Annotated in this window: 18 protein-coding genes; 14 read left to right on the top strand and 4 right to left on the bottom strand. The window is 71.4% G+C overall.

Annotated features, from left to right (window positions below):
- Positions 1-4 precede the first annotated feature (4 nt).
- From ACLF3M_RS04110 to ACLF3M_RS04135, 6 genes are read left to right on the top strand one after another with little or no spacing between them, the layout of a single operon-like run.
- Positions 5-442: a 6-pyruvoyl trahydropterin synthase family protein gene (locus ACLF3M_RS04110; RefSeq protein ID WP_430655580.1), complete on the top strand. Its 438-nt coding sequence runs from the start codon at positions 5-7 to the stop codon at positions 440-442.
- Between the two features lie 14 nt (positions 443-456).
- Positions 457-1491: a glycosyltransferase family 4 protein gene (locus tag ACLF3M_RS04115; protein WP_430655581.1), complete on the top strand. Its 1035-nt coding sequence runs from the start codon at positions 457-459 to the stop codon at positions 1489-1491.
- Positions 1492-2361: a class I SAM-dependent methyltransferase gene (locus ACLF3M_RS04120; RefSeq protein ID WP_430655582.1), complete on the top strand. Its 870-nt coding sequence runs from the start codon at positions 1492-1494 to the stop codon at positions 2359-2361. It begins immediately after the preceding gene.
- A 13-nt stretch (positions 2362-2374) separates the two neighbouring features.
- Positions 2375-2848, top strand: a complete 474-nt coding sequence (locus tag ACLF3M_RS04125) for a cupin domain-containing protein (protein WP_430655583.1) — start codon at positions 2375-2377, stop codon at positions 2846-2848.
- Positions 2849-2859: 11 nt separating this feature from the next.
- The gene (gene otnK, locus ACLF3M_RS04130) at positions 2860-4131 is read left to right on the top strand and encodes a 3-oxo-tetronate kinase (RefSeq protein WP_430655584.1); all 1272 of its coding nucleotides are present in this window, start codon (positions 2860-2862) and stop codon (positions 4129-4131) included.
- Positions 4132-4136: 5 nt separating this feature from the next.
- Complete coding sequence (locus ACLF3M_RS04135; RefSeq protein ID WP_430655585.1) at positions 4137-4784, top strand: aldolase; 648 nt, start codon at positions 4137-4139, stop codon at positions 4782-4784.
- A gap of 1 nt (position 4785) precedes the next feature.
- Here the strand turns inward: ACLF3M_RS04135 and ACLF3M_RS04140 are convergent, their stop codons facing one another.
- The 4 genes from ACLF3M_RS04140 to ACLF3M_RS04155 all read right to left on the bottom strand — a co-directional run bounded on the left by ACLF3M_RS04140 (position 4786) and on the right by ACLF3M_RS04155 (position 9286).
- Entirely contained in the window at positions 4786-5247 is a 462-nt protein-coding gene (locus ACLF3M_RS04140; RefSeq protein ID WP_430655586.1) for a GNAT family N-acetyltransferase, read from the bottom strand.
- A 183-nt stretch (positions 5248-5430) separates the two neighbouring features.
- Positions 5431-5898: a hypothetical protein gene (locus ACLF3M_RS04145; protein WP_430655587.1), complete on the bottom strand. Its 468-nt coding sequence runs from the start codon at positions 5896-5898 to the stop codon at positions 5431-5433.
- 611 nt (positions 5899-6509) lie between these two features.
- Positions 6510-7646 carry a bifunctional 2-methylcitrate synthase/citrate synthase gene (locus tag ACLF3M_RS04150; RefSeq protein ID WP_430655588.1) on the bottom strand — a complete coding sequence of 379 codons (1137 nt, stop codon included), beginning with the start codon at positions 7644-7646 and terminating at the stop codon, positions 6510-6512.
- Between the two features lie 101 nt (positions 7647-7747).
- Positions 7748-9286, bottom strand: coding sequence for an MmgE/PrpD family protein (locus tag ACLF3M_RS04155; protein WP_430655589.1), 1539 nt, complete (start codon positions 9284-9286; stop codon positions 7748-7750).
- Between the two features lie 180 nt (positions 9287-9466).
- Between ACLF3M_RS04155 and ACLF3M_RS04160 the strand changes: the two genes are divergently transcribed.
- The 8 genes from ACLF3M_RS04160 (at position 9467) to ACLF3M_RS04195 (ending at position 15662) form a co-directional block, all read left to right on the top strand.
- Positions 9467-10381: a LysR family transcriptional regulator gene (locus ACLF3M_RS04160; protein ID WP_430655590.1), complete on the top strand. Its 915-nt coding sequence runs from the start codon at positions 9467-9469 to the stop codon at positions 10379-10381.
- 39 nt (positions 10382-10420) lie between these two features.
- Positions 10421-10792 carry a hypothetical protein gene (locus ACLF3M_RS04165; RefSeq protein WP_430655591.1) on the top strand — a complete coding sequence of 124 codons (372 nt, stop codon included), beginning with the start codon at positions 10421-10423 and terminating at the stop codon, positions 10790-10792.
- Positions 10793-10850: 58 nt separating this feature from the next.
- Positions 10851-12239, top strand: a complete 1389-nt coding sequence (locus ACLF3M_RS04170; protein WP_430655592.1) for a dihydroorotase — start codon at positions 10851-10853, stop codon at positions 12237-12239.
- A gap of 15 nt (positions 12240-12254) precedes the next feature.
- Positions 12255-12539, top strand: a complete 285-nt coding sequence (locus ACLF3M_RS04175) for a hypothetical protein (protein WP_430655593.1) — start codon at positions 12255-12257, stop codon at positions 12537-12539.
- Between the two features lie 42 nt (positions 12540-12581).
- Positions 12582-12866, top strand: a complete 285-nt coding sequence (locus ACLF3M_RS04180) for a hypothetical protein (RefSeq protein WP_430655594.1) — start codon at positions 12582-12584, stop codon at positions 12864-12866.
- A complete protein-coding gene (locus ACLF3M_RS04185) occupies positions 12863-13810 on the top strand; it encodes an N-carbamoyl-D-amino-acid hydrolase (RefSeq protein WP_430655595.1) in 948 nt (315 codons plus the stop codon). Before ACLF3M_RS04180 ends, ACLF3M_RS04185 begins: the two co-directional genes overlap by 4 nt.
- 79 nt (positions 13811-13889) lie before the next feature.
- Entirely contained in the window at positions 13890-14852 is a 963-nt protein-coding gene (locus ACLF3M_RS04190) for an N-carbamoyl-D-amino-acid hydrolase (protein WP_430655596.1), read from the top strand.
- 216 nt (positions 14853-15068) lie between these two features.
- A complete protein-coding gene (locus ACLF3M_RS04195) occupies positions 15069-15662 on the top strand; it encodes a hypothetical protein (RefSeq protein WP_430655597.1) in 594 nt (197 codons plus the stop codon).
- Positions 15663-15703 lie beyond the last annotated feature (41 nt).

The following is a 15703-nucleotide window of genomic DNA, read 5'->3' on the forward strand; positions in this document are numbered from 1 at the left end:
CCCGATGTTCAGCCTGACCGTCGTCGACCACATCATGATCGCGCACAGCTTCCGCGGCGAAGCCTTCGGCCCGGCGCAGCGGCTGCACGGCGCGACCTTCGTGGTGGAGGCGGAGTTCCGCGCCCCGAAGCTGGACGACCTGCACCTGCTGATCGACATCGGCCTGGCGAAGGACGTGCTGCGTGCGGTGCTCGCGCCGATCGACTACCGCAACCTGGACGCGGAGCCGGTCTTCGCGGGGAAGAACACGACGACCGAGTATCTCTGCCTGCACATCCAGCAGGAACTCGCCGCGGCCTGCCGCGACGGGCGGCTCGGAGACGGCGGCAAGGGCGTCACCGGCATCAAGGTCCTGCTGCGCGAGAGCCACATCGCCTGGGCGGCCTTCGAGGGTCCGGTCGCCGATCCCACGACCGCGGCGCCCTCAGGCGCACCGGCCTGACCGGACCAGCCAGCATGGACGTGGCGCTGCTCGTCCCCGGTCCCTTCGACACGATCTCGGGCGGCTACATCTACGATGGCCGACTGGTGGAGGGGCTGCGCGCGAACGGGCATGACGTGCAGGTCGTGGAACTCGCCGGGCGCCACCCGCTGCCGGACGACGAGGCGCTCGCGAGCGCGCGGCACGCGCTGGACGCGGTGCCCGCGGGGGCGCGGATCGTCATCGACGGGCTCGGCCTGCCGTCATTCGGACCGCTGGTGGAGGAGCTGGAGCGCCGCCGTGCCGTCGGGCTCATCCACCACCCCACAGCGCTCGAGCACGGCAACCCCGGCGAGGTGCGCGATGCGCTGCGCGCCGCGGAACTCCAGCTGTTCCCGCGGTTGGCGCGGCTCGTCGCGACCAGCAACCTGACCGCGCAGCGCCTCGCGCCGGAATTCGGCGTCGATCCCGCCCGCGTCGGCGTGGTGGAGCCCGGCACGGATCCCGCGCCGCGCAGCACGGGGTCGGGCGATGGCTGCTCGATCCTGGCGCTGGGCTCCCTGATCCCGCGCAAGGGACACGACGTGCTGCTGCGCGCGCTGGCGATGCTGCCGGACCTGGAGTGGCGGCTCACCATCGCGGGCGGCGCGCGCGATCCCGTCTATGCGCATGGGTTGCAGGCGCTGGCCGAGGAGCTCGGCATCGCGCAGCGCGTGGACTTCCCGGGCGAGGTGGACGGCGCGGTGCTGGAGGCGCTGTGGCAGGGCGCGGACATCTTCGCGCTGGCGAGCCATTGGGAAGGCTATGGGATGGCGGTGGCCGAGGCGCTGGCGCGCGGCCTGCCGGTGGCAGTCAGCGCGGGCGGCGCGCTGGCGGACCTCGTGCCGGTCGAGGCAGGCGTGGTCTCGCCACCGGGCGACGTGGTGTCGCTGGGCAAGGCGATGCGGCGCGCGATCTTCGACACGGAACTGCGGGCTGAGATGGCGGAGGCGGCCTGGCGGGCCGGGCAGCGACTGCCGCGCTGGGAGGACCGCGCGGCCGCCTTCGTGGCCGAACTGGAGAGGGCGTGAGTGGCTGAGACCTTCGACGGCGACTGGCTCGACCAGCGCGAGCCCTTCGACGCGGCCGCGCGCGATGCGGGCCTCGCGGCGCGACTGTCACAGGTGCTGCCGCAGCGGCCGCGGATCATGGACCTCGGCGCCGGGACAGGATCGCTGCTGCGCTGGCTCGGCCACTTCATCGGCCGGGCGCAGGCCTGGACGCTGGTGGACGCCGACGAGGCGCTCATCGAGCGCGCCTTCGAGACCATCGCCGACCGCGCGGAGCAGGCGGGCTGGGGCGTGACCTTCCCGGGCAGGCGGGTGCTGCTGGTGCACAGCCCGCGCGGGGCCTGGCGGGTGGAGGGCCTGGTCGCCGACTTGCGGGAGGCGCCGGACAACCTGCCGCTGCACCAGGTGGATGCGGTGGTGAACACGGCGCTCTGCGACCTGGTGAGCCAGGACTGGATCGAGCGGATGGCGGCAGCGTGCGGCGCGCGGCGCCTGCCCTTCTACGCCGCGCTGAACGTGACGGGGCGCGAGCGCTTCGGCCCGCCGCACCGCGCCGACGCGTTGGTCGCGCGCGGCTTCGCCCGCGACCAGGCTCGCGACAAGGGGTTCGGGGGCGTCGCGCTCGGCGCCAGGGCGCCGGCCGCGATCGCCGGGGCCTTCGACGCGCGGGGCTACGAGGTGCTGCGCGCGCCATCCGACTGGATCGTGCCGCGGCGCGACCCGCTGATGGCGCTGGAACTCGCCGAGGGCCATGCGCGCGCGGCGCTCGCCTGGGAACGCCGGTTTGAAGACCGGATCGCGCAGTGGGTGATGGACCGGACGCGCCAGGCGAGCGAGCGTCGGCTTTCCGCGCGCGTCGGGCATGCCGACCTGCTCTGCCTGCCGCGCTGAGGAGGAGCCGGTCATGGCCGAGAAGCCGATCGCCATCGTCGCGCTGGACGCGCCGTCCAAGGGACCGTCGGGCTACCCCGAGGATCTGCGCCGGAAGGTAGCGGGACGCGAGAAGCAGGTCCTGGGCGACGTCTTCGGCCTGAGCAATTTCGGCGTGAACCGGACGGTGCTGGCGCCGGGCGCGCAATCTGCCTTGCGGCACGCGCACCGCGCGCAGGACGAGTTCGTCTACATCCTGGAAGGCGAGCCGACGCTGGTGACGGATGCCGGCGAGACGCCGCTGAGGCCCGGCATGTGCGCGGGCTTCAAGGCCGGCACGGGCGATGCGCATTGCCTGGTGAACCGGACGGACGCGACGGTCGTCTATCTCGAGGTCGGTGACCGCTCGCCCGGTGACGCGGTCGTCTATCCCGACGACGACCTGGCCGCCGCGATGGGCCCGGACGGCAAATGGCGCTACAGCCGCAAGGACGGCACACCTTTATAGAGGGGACGCGCATGGCCCTGCTGCTCGGCTGCGTCGCGGACGACTTCACCGGCGCGACGGACCTCGCCTCCATGCTGGTGAAGAACGGCATGAGCTGCGTGCAGGTCATCGGCGTGCCGGGGGGAGAGCTGCCGGAGGCCGATGCGGTGGTCGTCGCGCTGAAGTCGCGGACGGCGCCGGTGGCGCAGGCGGTGGCGGAGAGCGTGGCGGCGGCCGACGCGCTGGTGGCGGCAGGGGCCAGGCAGCTCTTCTTCAAGTACTGCTCGACCTTCGACAGCACGGACGAGGGCAATATCGGGCCCGTCGCCGATGCGCTGCTGAGGCGGCTGGGATCCGGCTTCGCGATCGCCTGCCCGGCCTTCCCGGCCAATGGCCGCAGCATCTACCAGGGGCACCTCTTCGTCGGCGCGCGGCTGCTGAACGAGAGTGGGATGGAGAACCACCCGCTGACGCCGATGAAGGATCCCGACCTCGTGCGCGTGCTGTCGCGCCAGACGGATGGAGGGGTCGGACTGGTGCCCTTCGCTGTGGTGGACCAGGGCGCGGCGGCGATCCGGCGGGAAATGACTCGGCTGGCCGAGAGCGGCCGGCGCTACGCGATCGTGGATGCCGTCGGCGACGCGCATCTCCAGGCGATCGGCGAGGCCTGCGCGAGCCATGCGCTGGTCACCGGCGGCTCGGGCGTCGCGATGGGCCTGCCCGGGAATTTCCGGCGCGCCGGGCTGCTGTCGCAGCGCAGCGACGCCGCGGTGCTGCCGAAGGCCAGCGGGCTCTGCGCGGTGGTGGCGGGGTCGTGCTCGCGCGCGACGCTGGGGCAGATCGGCTTCGCCCGCGACCATGTGCCGGTGCTGGAGCTCGATCCGCTGGCGACGCCGGACGCGGGCACGCTGGCGCGGCAGGCGCTGGACTGGGTCGAGGGCAAGCTCGCCGCGGACCGGCCGGTGGTGATCGCGGCGAGCGCGCCGCCCGAGAAGGTCGCGGCGCTCCAGCAGAAGCTCGGCCGCGATGCCGCGGGGGTGCTGGTGGAGCACGCGCTGGCAGAGGTCGCGCAGGGGCTGACGGCGCGAGGCGTCAGGCGGCTCGTGGTGGCGGGCGGCGAGACCTCGGGCGCGGTGGTGACGCGGCTCGGCGTGACAAGCTTGCGGATCGGGGCGGAGATCGACCCCGGCGTGCCCTGGACCTTCGCCGAGCCCACCGGGATCCACCTGGCGCTGAAGAGCGGGAATTTCGGCGCGCGGGACTTCTTCCTGAAGGCGTTCGCGCCGGCATCCGTGGAGGGCTGAATCGGATGGCCGACAGCATGGACGAGGCCGCGATCCGGCAGGAGCTGGCCGCGCTCGGGAAGTCGCTCTTCGACCGCGGCTACTCCGTCGGCACGGCAGGGAACATCAGCGTGCGGCTGGCGGACGGCTACCTCATGACGCCGACGAATTCCTGCCTCGGGCGGCTGGATCCCGCTGGGATCAGCAAGCTCGGGCCGGATTGGTCTCACCTGTCCGGCGACAAGCCGTCAAAGGAAGTGTTCCTGCACCGCGCAGTGCTCACGGCGCGGCCGGAAGCGGGGGCGGTGGTGCACCTGCATTCCACCCATGCGACGGCGGTGTCCTGCCTGGCGCCGGAAGGGGGCGACGCCGAGATCCCGCAGCTGACCCCCTACTTCGTCATGCGCATCGGGCGCCGCCTGCCCTGCGTGCCCTATTATCGGCCGGGCGATGCGGCCATGGAGCCTGCTGTCTTCGAGGCCGCGAGATCGGCGAAGGCGCTGCTGCTGGCGAACCACGGTCCGGTCGTCAGCGCCGCGACGCTGCGGGATGCGGTGTACGCGTCGGAGGAGTTGGAGGAAGCGGCCCGCCTCGCGCTGATGCTGCGCGGCGTGCCGGGCGTGCGGCGCCTGACGCCGGCGCAGGTGGACGACCTGCTGACGACCTACGGGTGAGCTACAGAGACGCCGCGGGGTCCAGGCGGATCACGTAGCTCCGCCAGTCCGTGCGGGCGGCGATGCGCTCGTAGAGGGCGACGGCGCCGGCGTCGGCCTCCGGGACGATCCAGCGCAGGTGGCTCCAGCCGCGGGCGCGGCCCAGCGCGCAGGCCTCGGCGATGAGCGCGCGCGCGACGCCTTGGCCGCGCGCCTGGGGCAGGACGAACAGGTCATCGAGCATGCCGCAGCGCCTGGCGAAGACGATCTCCGGCAGGTCGAAGAGGATGGCGAAGCCGACCGGGGCGCCGTCGCTCTCCGCGACCAGCACCTCGGCCGTGGGATGCGCGGCGAGCAGCGCGGCCTGATCCTCCGGCGCCGCGACGGCCTCCCCGGCCAGGGTCTCGCGCATCTCTGCGGCGTAGGCCGCGAGCAGCGGCGCGAGCGCACGGCGCTCCTCGCGCGGCAGGGGGCGGATCAGCATCGCAGCAGGATAAAAGGGGGAATGGCGGACCGCGAAGCGGTCCGAGGCCGCAAATGCGGCCCGCGGACAGTCCGGCGAGCCAGGCGCGCGGAGCGCGCGCCCGGCGTTTGAGGGCACCACATAAACGCAAGAAGGGCGCCACCCCTGCGGGTGGCGCCCCCCATGCCGGGATCGGCGGTCAGATCAGGACGCGGCCTCGGGCGCCGGAGCGGCGGCGGCGGCGGCCTTCTTCGCGGCGCGGGTGGCAGCGGCCTTCTTCGCGGCCTCGGAGCGGCCCGTCGACTTCTTGGCGGCGGCCTTCCTCGGCGCCGCCTTCTTGGCGGCGGCCTTCCTCGGCGCGGCCTTCTTGGCAGCGGCCTTCTTCGGCGCGGCCTTCTTGGCGGCGGCCTTCCTCGGCGCCGCCTTCTTGGCAGCGGCCTTCTTCGGCGCGGCCTTCTTCATGGCCTTCTTCGGCGCGGCCTTCTTGGCAGCGGCCTTCTTCGGCGCGGCCTTCTTGGCGGCCTTCCGCGGCGCGGCCTTCTTGGCAGCGGCCTTCTTCGGCGCGGCCTTCTTGGCAGCCGGCTTCCTCGCCGTCTTCTTCGCGGCGGCCATCGCCATCGCCTGGGCGCGCGGCTCGGCCTCGGTCTCGGTGGTCTCGATGATATCGGTCATGTCAGGTCCTTGGTTGGTCAGGTGTTGACGCGTTCCGTGGTGGCCGACCTCGTCGAAGCGGGGCCGAGGCAGCCACGAAAGCAGGATGGAGTGGAGGCCCTGTGGCCGGCGCGGATCCCGTATCGCGCCGAACCACCCAGGCCGCCGTCCAGGAACACGCCGGCGCCGGGCTGCGCTGCGCTATCCCGCGCTTGGCGCCTTCCCTGGCTTCTCTCCCGCCGCGGCATTGCCTGCGGTGGTGTGGAGGAAGCGGCGAGGCTGATGCCTCCTTCCTCCCCGAGCCTGCGGTCCATGGACCGATCCTTCCTGCTGCGCGCCTCCGCTGCCGTGCCGCTTGCCGCTTCCCGTCCGCTTCGTCGTCGCGTGCTGCGGTGACTCTGCTTCGTTCGTCGGCGCGCGAATCGCGTCAAGCGAGTGCGTGCGAATCACAAGTGATGCGCGCGCACTCAAACTGTCAAACGGATTCGCACGCGATGCGCGCGTTCGACGCGTCGCGCGTGCGATTTTCTTCGCGGCGCGACGTCGAAGCACGTCGATGATGGCGATGAAGCGGCGCGCGGATGGCGCCGCAGCACGCCGCGCGACGTGGTGTCGCGCGGCGTTGAAGCGCGTCAGCCGCGCCGATTCACCGGCGGCACCGGCCGCTGCTCGGCACCGGTGTAGTGCGACAGCGGGCGGATCAGCCGGTTGTCCGCGGCCTGCTCGAAGACATGCGCGGCCCAGCCGGTGACGCGGGAGCAGACGAAGATCGGGGTGAAGAGCGGGATGTCGAAGCCCATGAGGTAGTAGGCAGGGCCCGCGGGGAAATCGAGGTTGGGGTGGATCTTCTTCTCCCGCAGCATGATCCCGGCCAGCACCCGGGACGTCTCCATCCAGCGGCGGTCGCCGACCACCTCGGCCATCTTCTCGGCGTACCTGGTCATTGTCGGCACGCGGCTGTCGCCGTTCTTGTAGACGCGGTGGCCGAAGCCCATCACCAGCGCCTTGTGGTCGAACTTGCCGTGGATCCAGGCCTCCGCCCTGTCGGGCCCGCCGATCTCGGTCAGCATGTGCATCACGGCCTCGTTGGCGCCGCCATGCAGCGGGCCCTTCAGCGCGGCGATGGCCGCCGCGATGGCGCCGTGGATGTCCGCCCCGGTCGAGGTCACCGTCCGCGCCACGAAGGTGGAGGCGTTGAAGGTGTGCTCGGCGTAGAGGATCATCGAGACGTCGAAGGACTTGATGACCTCGGGCTGCGGGACCTTCCCGAAGACCATGTGGAAGAAGTTCTCGCACCAGGACAGCGACGGATCGGGCGCGATGGGCTCGAGGCCCTTCGACAGGCGGTTGGACGCGGCCACCGCGGTCGGCAGCTTGGCCAGCAGCCGCATCGCCTTGCGCCGCTGGGCGGCGTCGGAGACGTCGCCGGCCTCGGGGTCCTCGGTGCCCATGAAGGAGACGGCGGTCCGCACCGCGTCCATGGGGTGCGCGTCCTTCGGAATGGCGCGGAGGACCGACATCAGCGCTGGGGTGATGGTGCGGTTCGCGCGCTCTTCCTTCTGGAAGGCGGCGAGCTCGGCCGCGGTCGGCAGCTCGCCGTGCCAGAGCAGGTAGGCGACCTCCTCGAAGTTGCTCTCCTCGCAGAGGTCCTGCACGGCATAGCCGCGATAGGTCAGGCTGTTGGTCTCCGGCATGACCTTGGAGACGGCGGAGACGTCGGCATAGACGCCGACCAGGCCCTTGTAGATGGTGGGTGTGGCTTCGGTCATCGCGTTCCTCATCGTCCTTGTGCTTGGGGGATGGGTGGTCGGCTGTGATGCACCCCCACCCCATCCCTCCCCCGCTAGCGGGGGGAGGGGGCATCGGGTTCTCAGAAGATACCGGGCTTGCTGTCGAGCAGCGTGCCGGCGGGCAGCACGACGTTGAGCTGGTCCAGCTCCCCGGCCGCCAGGCTCGCCAGGTTCTCCGCCGCGTCCAGGAAGCGGTTCGCCTCGCGCGTCGAGATGATGCCCTCGGTCAGCGTCCGGAACTTCTGGACGTACTGGGCACGCGCGAAGGGGCGGGCGCCGTTCGGGTGAGCGTTGGCGACGCCGAGCTCGTCCACCAGCGTGGTGCCGTCCTTGAAGAAGACCTCGACCCGGCCGCCGAAGCTGAGCTCGTCGGGATCGCGCGAGTGGTACCTGCGCGTCCACTCCGGATCCTCGGTGGTCTCGATCTTGTGCCAGAGGCGGACGGTGTCGGGCCGCTGCGCCCGCCGCGGCGCGTAGCTGTCCACGTGGTGCCAGCGCCCGTCCTGCAGGGCGACTGCAAAGATGTACATGATGGAGTGGTCCAGCGTCTCACGGCTGGCCTTGGGGTCCATCTTCTGCGGGTCGTTGGCGCCGGTCCCGATCACGTAGTGCGTGTGGTGGGAGGTGTGGATGACGATCCGGTCGATCGCCTCGACATCGCTGATCTTCTCCCTCATGCGGAAGGCCAGGTCGATCAGGGCCTGGGACTGGTACTCCGCTGAGTGCTCCTTGGTGTAGCTGTCGAGGATGGCGCGCTTGGGCTCGCCGGGCTCGGGCAGCGGCACTTCATAATAGGTGGGCTCGTAGACGGTCTTGCGGCCCTTGCTGTCGGCCTGGGTGCGGCCCGACAGCACCCAGGCGATCACGCTGTCTTCGCCTTCGTAGATCGGGGATGGCGCGCCCTCGCCGCGCATGCAGCGATCCACCGCCTCGATCGCGAGCTTGCCGGCATGGGCGGGCGCATAGGCCTTCCAGGAGCTGATCTCGCCTTTGCGGGACTGGCGGAAGCTGACGGAGGTGTGCAGGGCCTGCTGGATCGCCTGGAAGATCACCTCCTGCTTCAGGCCGAGCAGCGTGCCGATGCCGGCGGCCGCGGACGGGCAGAGATGGGCGATGTGGTCCACCTTGTGCTCATGCAGGCAGATCGCGCGCACCAGGTCGATCTGCAGCTCGTAGCCCGTGGCCAGTCCGCGGATCAGGTCGCGGCCCGACTTCCCCATGGTCTGCGCGACCGCGAGGATCGGCGGGATGTTGTCGCCGGGATGCGAGTAGTCGGCCGCCAGGAAGGTGTCGTGGAAGTCGAGCTCGCGCACCGCCGTGCCGTTCGCCCAGGCCGCCCATTCCGGGCTGACCGTCGTCGCCGACTTCACGCCGAACACCGTCGCGCTGCCCTTGCGGGGATGACCGAGCGCCATGCCGCGGGCGGAGACGACAGGGCGGCGGTTGATCGCGGCGATCGCCACCGAGGCGTTGTCGATGATGCGGTTGATGATCATCTCCCGCACCTCCTTGTCCACCCCGACCTTGTCGGTCGCGACGGCGGCCATCTTCCAGGCCAGCTGCTCCTCGCGCGGGAGAAGCGCCTTGGACGGGTGGACCTTCACTGCGTGTTTTTTCATCGGCCTTCCTCATCGCTGCCGTCAGAACGGATGCGGGATTTGTGCTCCCGGCCGGAACCATCGTCCATTCCGATTGGGCGAGCGGCGCGATATGGATTTCGTATGAGCGGCGGGGTATATCGCACCCCGCAAGGTTGAGGCGGGCAGAACCCAAGAGCCGGAACAGGCATCGGGCCCGCCATGGATTTTCGTCTTGTACGCCGCCTTGGCCATTTCCTGGCCGTCGCCGAGGAAGGGCATTTCGGCCGCGCCGCCGCACGGCTCGGCATCTCGCAGCCGCCGCTCACGGCGCAGATCCAGGCGCTGGAGAAGGAGCTCGGCGTCCAGCTGCTGGAGCGCACCGGCAAGGGTGCGCGCCCGACGCGGGAAGGCGAGGCGCTGATTCCGCTCGCCCGGCGCCTGGCCCAGGATGCCGGCGAGCTGGAATCGCTCGCGCGGGAGTTGCGCGCGGGGCGCCACGCACCCGTCTCGATCGCCTGCGTGACCTCGGCGCTGTTCGACTATCTGCCGCCGCTGGTCCGCGCCCTGCAGGCCGCGCGGCCCGACGCCGCGGTCAGCGTGCGGGAGCTCGACACCACCGACGCGGTGGAGGCGCTGCGGCGCGGCGAGGTGGACCTGGCGCTGCTGCGGCTCGACCGCGACCGGCATCCCGTGCGGCTGCGGCCGCTCGGGCGCGACGTGCTGGCCGCCGCGCTGCCGTCGGGGCATCCGCTGGCGGAGACCAGGGCGCCGCTGCCGCTCTCGTTGCTCGCGGACGAGCCGCTGCTGATCCTGCCGCGCGGCATAAGCCCTGCCTATTCCGACGCGATGGTCGCGGCCTGCCGGGCCGCGGGTTTCGCGCCTCGCGTGGTGCGGGAGGTCGGCAGCGCGATGGCGCAGCTCGGCTTCGTCGCGGCGGGGCTCGGCGTCGCGCTCGTCTCGGCGGGGATGGCGCGGCTGCGACCGCCGGGCGTGGCGTTCCGGGAACTCGCCGGCCCGCTCTATGCCGTCGGCGTCGCGCTGGCCTGGAACGCCGAGCGCGAGAGCGAGGTGACGCGGCTCGCACTCGACTTCGCGGAGATGCTGTTCCCGACCCAGGAGGCCGCCGCGCAGTGACGACGTGACGCCGCGCGGCGGAAGGGCGAGGATCGCTCCATGCGCGTCCTGCTCTTCCTCTGCTTCCTGGCCGGCGCCGCCGCGATCGAGCTGCAGCGCTTTCTCGCCCCGCCGCTGCCGCCAGGCGAGAGCTACCTGGTGATCGGGCCGGGGCTGGTCGTCGTGGCGCTGCTCGCCGCGCTGCTGGTGGCCGCTGGCGTGGCGCCGGCGAGGCTAGCGATCGGCGCCATGGCGGCCTGCGCGCCCGCGGTCGCGATCGGGCACATCGCGGTCGAGGTCGGCGCCGACCCGACCGCGCACAACCTCTGGCCGATCGAGCTGGTCTTCGTCTTCCTCGTCGGGCTCGGCCCGGCGGTGGCCGGCGCGCTGGCCGGATTGCTGGTCCGCCGCCTCTCCGGCCAGGCCGGGTAGGTTCCAACGCTGCCCGATTCAGGTCTAGCGTGAGGCCGCCATTGCCGGAGCCCCACGCATGACCGACGCCGCGCCCTTCGACCTCGTCCTGACCGGCGACCTCGTGCTGTCGGACCGGGTGCTGCCCGGCGGCTGGGTCGCGGTGCGCGGCGAGACCATCGCGGCGATCGGCGAGGGCTTGCCGCCCCCGGCCAAGGCCTTCGCCGACCATCGCGGCCGGCTGGTGATGCCCGGGCTGGTGGACGGGCACATGCACACCTCCTCCTCGACGGGCTGGCCGGGGATCGAGGGCGCGACGATGTCGGCCGCGGCCGGCGGCGTCACCACCGTCTGCGATATGCCCTATGACGTGCCGGACCCCGTCACCACCGCGACCATCTTCAAGGACAAGGTCGAGCATGTCGGGCGGCTCTCCCATGTCGACATGGCGCTCTACGCGACCATCAGGAAGACAGGCGGGGGCGACGACATCCCCGCCCTGGCCGAAGCCGGCGCATCGGCCTTCAAGGTCTCGACCTACGAATACGACGCGCACCGCTTCCCCCGCATCGACCACCCCACCATGCTGGCGGCCTTCGCGGAGATCGCCGCGACGGGACTGATGGTCGCGGTCCACAACGAGGACCAGGAGCTGGTGGTGAAGCTGACCGAGGCCGCCAAGGCCGCGGGCAACACCTCCCCGATCTGGCACTGCCGCACCCGGCCGCCGATCACCGAGACCATGGCCGACCTCGAGATCTTCGAGATGGCGCTGGAGACCGGGGCGCATGTGCACATCGCCCATTCCTCTCTGGCTCGGGGCTTCGAGCTGGCGAAGCTCTATCGCGGCCAGGGAGCGAAGACCTCGGGAGAGGCCTGCATCCAGTATCTCTGCATGACGGAGGAGGACATCGTCCGCCTCCAGGGCTTCGGGAAGTGCAACCCGCCCTTCCGCAGCGCCGCCGAGGTCGAGCGCATGTGGGGCGCGGTCGCCGAGGAGATCGTGAGCTACGTCTCGACCGACCACGCGCCCTGGCCGAAGCCGAAGAAGGAATACAAGGGCGACATCTTCGCCGTCGGCGCCGGGCTGACCGGCATGCAGAGCTTCGCGCCGCTGATGTACACGCTCCTGGTGGAGCGCGGGCAATCGCCGACCGTCATGGCGCGCCTATGCTCGGAGGAGCCGGCGCGCTTCCACGGGCTCGACCCGAAGAAGGGGGGCATCAGGCTCGGCGCGGATGCCGATTTCTGCGTCCTGCAGCCTGGCGACCACAGCTTCGACGAGCGGATCATCCAGGACCGCGAGGATGCGCGCTGGTCGCCCTATCACGGGCGGACGATGAAAGCGAAGGTCGTCTCCACCTGGCTGCGCGGGGCGGAGATCTTCGACGGCACGGCGGTGAAGGCGAAGCCCGGGACGGGCCGCTTCGTGCCGCGCCAGCACCGGCGCAGCGCGCTCGATTCGTGAGGAGGAGGGAAGGACATGGCGGAACAGCCTAGACCGAAGCCGGGCAGCCCGCTGATCGCCGTGGAGCGCGCGAAGCCCCGGCCGCGCGAGCTGCCGCACGCGCCGGAACACGAGCCCGCGCCCTGGACGCTGTCGCAGATCGCCGGCGCCGCCATCCTGGTCATCTGCGGCATCGCGGTGGTCGGCTTCTTCGCGCTCGGCCTGCCGCTGGCGGCGATCGGCGGGCCCTCGGTGCTGATCGTGCCGCTGCTCGGCATCGCGCTCTTCATGCGCCGCGGGATGGGCGGAGGGCGGCGCTGAGCCGGGGCTGACGCGGGATCGGAGCGGCGCTACATCGCCGGCATGGCCGAACGCCCGCCGCACCAGCGCTGGATCAAGCGACCGCCGCGCCCGTCCCGGGGCGTGCAGGAGGAATTCCGGGTCCCACCCGGCATGCCGCAATTCCTGCTGGCCTGCGCGGTCTCGCTGGTGGGCGGCGTCGCGGGCGCGGTGATCGGGCCGCTGCTGGCGCCGGACCGCGCCGGGATGGCCGGGCTCTTCGCGGGGCTCGGCTTCGTGCTGACCTTCATGGGGGTCTGGTCGGCGATGGGCGGCACGCGAGAGGATGTGAGGAAGCTGTTCCGATGAGCCGCAGGCTGATCCTGGCCGGCGCCCAGATGGGCCCGACGCAGCGCGCCGACAGCCGCGAGGCGACGCTCAAGCGCATGATTGCGCTGCTGGAGCAGGCGCATGCGAAGGGCGCAGGGCTCGTTGTCTTTCCCGAGCTCGCCTTCACCACCTTCTTCCCCCGCTGGCCGATGGCCAAGGACGATCCGGAGCTGCTGGCCTGCTTCGAGACCGCGATGCCCAATCCGCGGGTGCAGCCTCTCTTCGACCGCGCGAACGAACTCGGGGTCGGTTTCTATGTCGGCTATGCCGAGCTCACGCCCGACGGCCATCGCTTCAACAGCGCGATCACGGTCGGGCCGGACGGCGCGATCCTGCTGAAGTACCGCAAGGTCCACCTGCCCGGCAGTGACCGCGTGAAGGATGGCCAGACCTACCAGCAGCTCGAGAAGATGTATTTCGAGTACGGCGACCTCGGCTTCCCCGTCGCGCGCGGGCCGGCGGCCTGGGGACGTCCGGTGCTCGGCATGCTGGTCTGCAACGACCGCCGCTGGCCCGAGGGATGGCGGGTGCTCGGCCTCGGCGGGGTCGAGCTGGTGATGGTGGGCTACAACTCCGCGGCCTATGACCCGAACGGGGGCGAGAGCGAGAGCGCCGAGCTCCGCACCTTCCACTCGACGCTGGCCGCGCAGTCCAATGCCTATATGAACGCGACCTGGGCGATCGCCGTCGCCAAGGCCGGGAACGAGGACGGCGCGGGCCTGATCGGCGGGTCCTGCATCGTGGACCCGAACGGCGTCGTGGTGGCTCAGGCGAAGACGCTGGGCGACGAGGTGATCGTCGCCGAGGTTGATTTCGACGCCTGCCGCCAAGGCAAGGAGAAGATGTTCAACTTCGCCCAGCACCGCCGGCCCCGGCACTATGCGCCGATCGTGCTGCAGGTCGGCGCGACGCCGCCGGACTAGGCGGCGGGGCGCGGCCCCGCCCATGCCCTCACCCGCAACCGCGGAGGAGGGAGCAGATCCCTTCCCCCGAGGTCACCGCATGTCCCGCCGCATCGTCGTCGCCGCCGCCCAGATGGGCCCGATTCAGAAGGAAGAAGGGCGCGAGGTCGCGGTCGCGCGCATGGTCGGCCTGATGGGGAAGGCCGCAAGCCGCGGCGCGGAGGTCGTCGTCTTCCCCGAGCTCGCGCTCACCACCTTCTTCCCGCGCTGGTACCACGAGGACCTGGCCGAGGCCGACCGCTGGTACGAGCATTCCATGCCGTCCAACGCGACGGCGCCGCTGTTCGACGCGGCGCGTCGCCTCGGCCTCGGCTTCCACCTGGGCTACGCCGAGAAGACGCCGGACGGGCGTCGCTTCAACACCGCGATCTACGTCCATCCCTCGGGCCAGGTCGCGCTGAAATACCGCAAGGTGCACCTTCCCGGCCACGCGGAGTTCGACCCGGTCCGCAAGGTGCAGCACCTGGAGAAGCGGTATTTCGAGCCCGGCGACCTCGGCTTTCCCGTGGTCCGCGCGCCGGTCGGCGCTACCCAGGTCAACATCGGCATGATGATCTGCAACGACCGCCGCTGGCCGGAGGCCTGGCGCGTGCTCGGCCTGCAGCAGGTCGAGCTGGTCATGCTGGGCTACAACACGCCGTCGCTGAACATGGAGAACCGCGGCTTCGAGGCGCATCACCTCCGCGTTGCGCACAGCCACCTCTCGATCCAGGCGGGCTGCTACCAGAATGCCTGCTTCGGCGTGGGCGTGGCTAAGGCGGGAACGGAGGACGGGCACGAGCTGTTCGGTCATTCCATCATCGTCAACCCGCAGGGCGAGATCATGGCCCAGGCCACGAGCTGGGACGACGAGGTGATCGTCGCCGACTGCGACCTCGGCATGTGCGAGCTCGGCCGGACCACGATCTTCAACTTCGCCCGCCACCGGCGGCCGGAGCACTACACGCGGATAACGAGCCAGGTCGGCAGCGAGCCGCCGCCGGTGTGGGCGCCGTCGCCCTGACGCCGGCGCGGCCCCGCCGGGCAAGCGCGCCGAATTGAAGCCGGCGGATGTAGCCGCCCTTGTCGCGGCCGGCGGCGCGCGCCTAGCGTCGCCCCGCGTCGGCTTGCTGCCGCGCCCTTTCTTTCTCAGCGCCGCATCGGCCGCCGCAGAAAGGTGTCACGGCGGGGCCGCGGCGCCGGCTTCCGGCACGCGACCTCCCGAACGGGAAGAGGGAGGATGGATATGCATCGCATCACGCTGTCCGTTGGCCTGGGCGCCGTCGCCGCCCTCGCCGTCGCCATGCCCGCCGCGGCCCAGGCGCCGACGGGCGCCGCCGAACGCGAGGCCATGATCCAGAGCGCCCTCAGCGCCGCACCGCCGACGCTGCGCGACACGGTCCGGGTCGCCGACTGGAACGGGAACACGCTGCGCGAAGGCCCGGCCGGCTTCACCTGCCTGCCCGCGCCGCCCGGCCTCGCCGGCCCGATGTGCGTGGACGAGGTGTGGATGGGGTGGATCCAGGCCTGGTCGAAGCGCGAGCCCTTCAGGCCCTCCCGCGTCGGCTTCGCCTACATGATGGCCGGTGACAGCGCGACTGGCGGCGCGAGCAACATCGATCCCTTCGCGACGACCCCGACCGCGTCGAACGACTGGATGGTCGAAGGGCCGCATGTGATGATCCTGACGCCCGACACGGCGTCGCTCGATGCCGTCGGCCCGCATCATCACGGGGGCGGACCCTACGTCATGTGGGCGGGAACGCCCTATGCCCATGTCATGGTGCCGGTCGGGCCGAGGCCCGAGCAGCGGTCCACCTCGGCGACGCGTTGAGCGGCGGGCCAGCACCTTGCAGGGCGCCCCGGCTGTCGCAG

Source organism: Falsiroseomonas sp. HW251 (assembly GCF_050563545.1).
In the GTDB taxonomy this organism is placed as follows: domain Bacteria; phylum Pseudomonadota; class Alphaproteobacteria; order Acetobacterales; family Acetobacteraceae; genus Falsiroseomonas.

Excerpts from the sequence above, each read along its gene's own strand:
- ACLF3M_RS04110 (WP_430655580.1), top strand. The coding sequence starts at position 5 with ATGTTCAGCCTGACCGTCGTCGACCACATCATGATCGCGCACAGCTTC.
- ACLF3M_RS04115 (WP_430655581.1), top strand. The coding sequence starts at position 457 with ATGGACGTGGCGCTGCTCGTCCCCGGTCCCTTCGACACGATCTCGGGC.
- ACLF3M_RS04125 (WP_430655583.1), top strand. The coding sequence starts at position 2,375 with ATGGCCGAGAAGCCGATCGCCATCGTCGCGCTGGACGCGCCGTCCAAG.
- otnK (WP_430655584.1), top strand. The coding sequence starts at position 2,860 with ATGGCCCTGCTGCTCGGCTGCGTCGCGGACGACTTCACCGGCGCGACG.
- ACLF3M_RS04135 (WP_430655585.1), top strand. The coding sequence starts at position 4,137 with ATGGCCGACAGCATGGACGAGGCCGCGATCCGGCAGGAGCTGGCCGCG.
- ACLF3M_RS04140 (WP_430655586.1), bottom strand. The coding sequence starts at position 5,247 with ATGCTGATCCGCCCCCTGCCGCGCGAGGAGCGCCGTGCGCTCGCGCCG.
- ACLF3M_RS04145 (WP_430655587.1), bottom strand. The coding sequence starts at position 5,898 with ATGACCGATATCATCGAGACCACCGAGACCGAGGCCGAGCCGCGCGCC.
- ACLF3M_RS04150 (WP_430655588.1), bottom strand. The coding sequence starts at position 7,646 with ATGACCGAAGCCACACCCACCATCTACAAGGGCCTGGTCGGCGTCTAT.
- ACLF3M_RS04155 (WP_430655589.1), bottom strand. The coding sequence starts at position 9,286 with ATGAAAAAACACGCAGTGAAGGTCCACCCGTCCAAGGCGCTTCTCCCG.
- ACLF3M_RS04160 (WP_430655590.1), top strand. The coding sequence starts at position 9,467 with ATGGATTTTCGTCTTGTACGCCGCCTTGGCCATTTCCTGGCCGTCGCC.
- ACLF3M_RS04165 (WP_430655591.1), top strand. The coding sequence starts at position 10,421 with ATGCGCGTCCTGCTCTTCCTCTGCTTCCTGGCCGGCGCCGCCGCGATC.
- ACLF3M_RS04170 (WP_430655592.1), top strand. The coding sequence starts at position 10,851 with ATGACCGACGCCGCGCCCTTCGACCTCGTCCTGACCGGCGACCTCGTG.
- ACLF3M_RS04175 (WP_430655593.1), top strand. The coding sequence starts at position 12,255 with ATGGCGGAACAGCCTAGACCGAAGCCGGGCAGCCCGCTGATCGCCGTG.
- ACLF3M_RS04180 (WP_430655594.1), top strand. The coding sequence starts at position 12,582 with ATGGCCGAACGCCCGCCGCACCAGCGCTGGATCAAGCGACCGCCGCGC.
- ACLF3M_RS04185 (WP_430655595.1), top strand. The coding sequence starts at position 12,863 with ATGAGCCGCAGGCTGATCCTGGCCGGCGCCCAGATGGGCCCGACGCAG.
- ACLF3M_RS04190 (WP_430655596.1), top strand. The coding sequence starts at position 13,890 with ATGTCCCGCCGCATCGTCGTCGCCGCCGCCCAGATGGGCCCGATTCAG.
- ACLF3M_RS04195 (WP_430655597.1), top strand. The coding sequence starts at position 15,069 with ATGGATATGCATCGCATCACGCTGTCCGTTGGCCTGGGCGCCGTCGCC.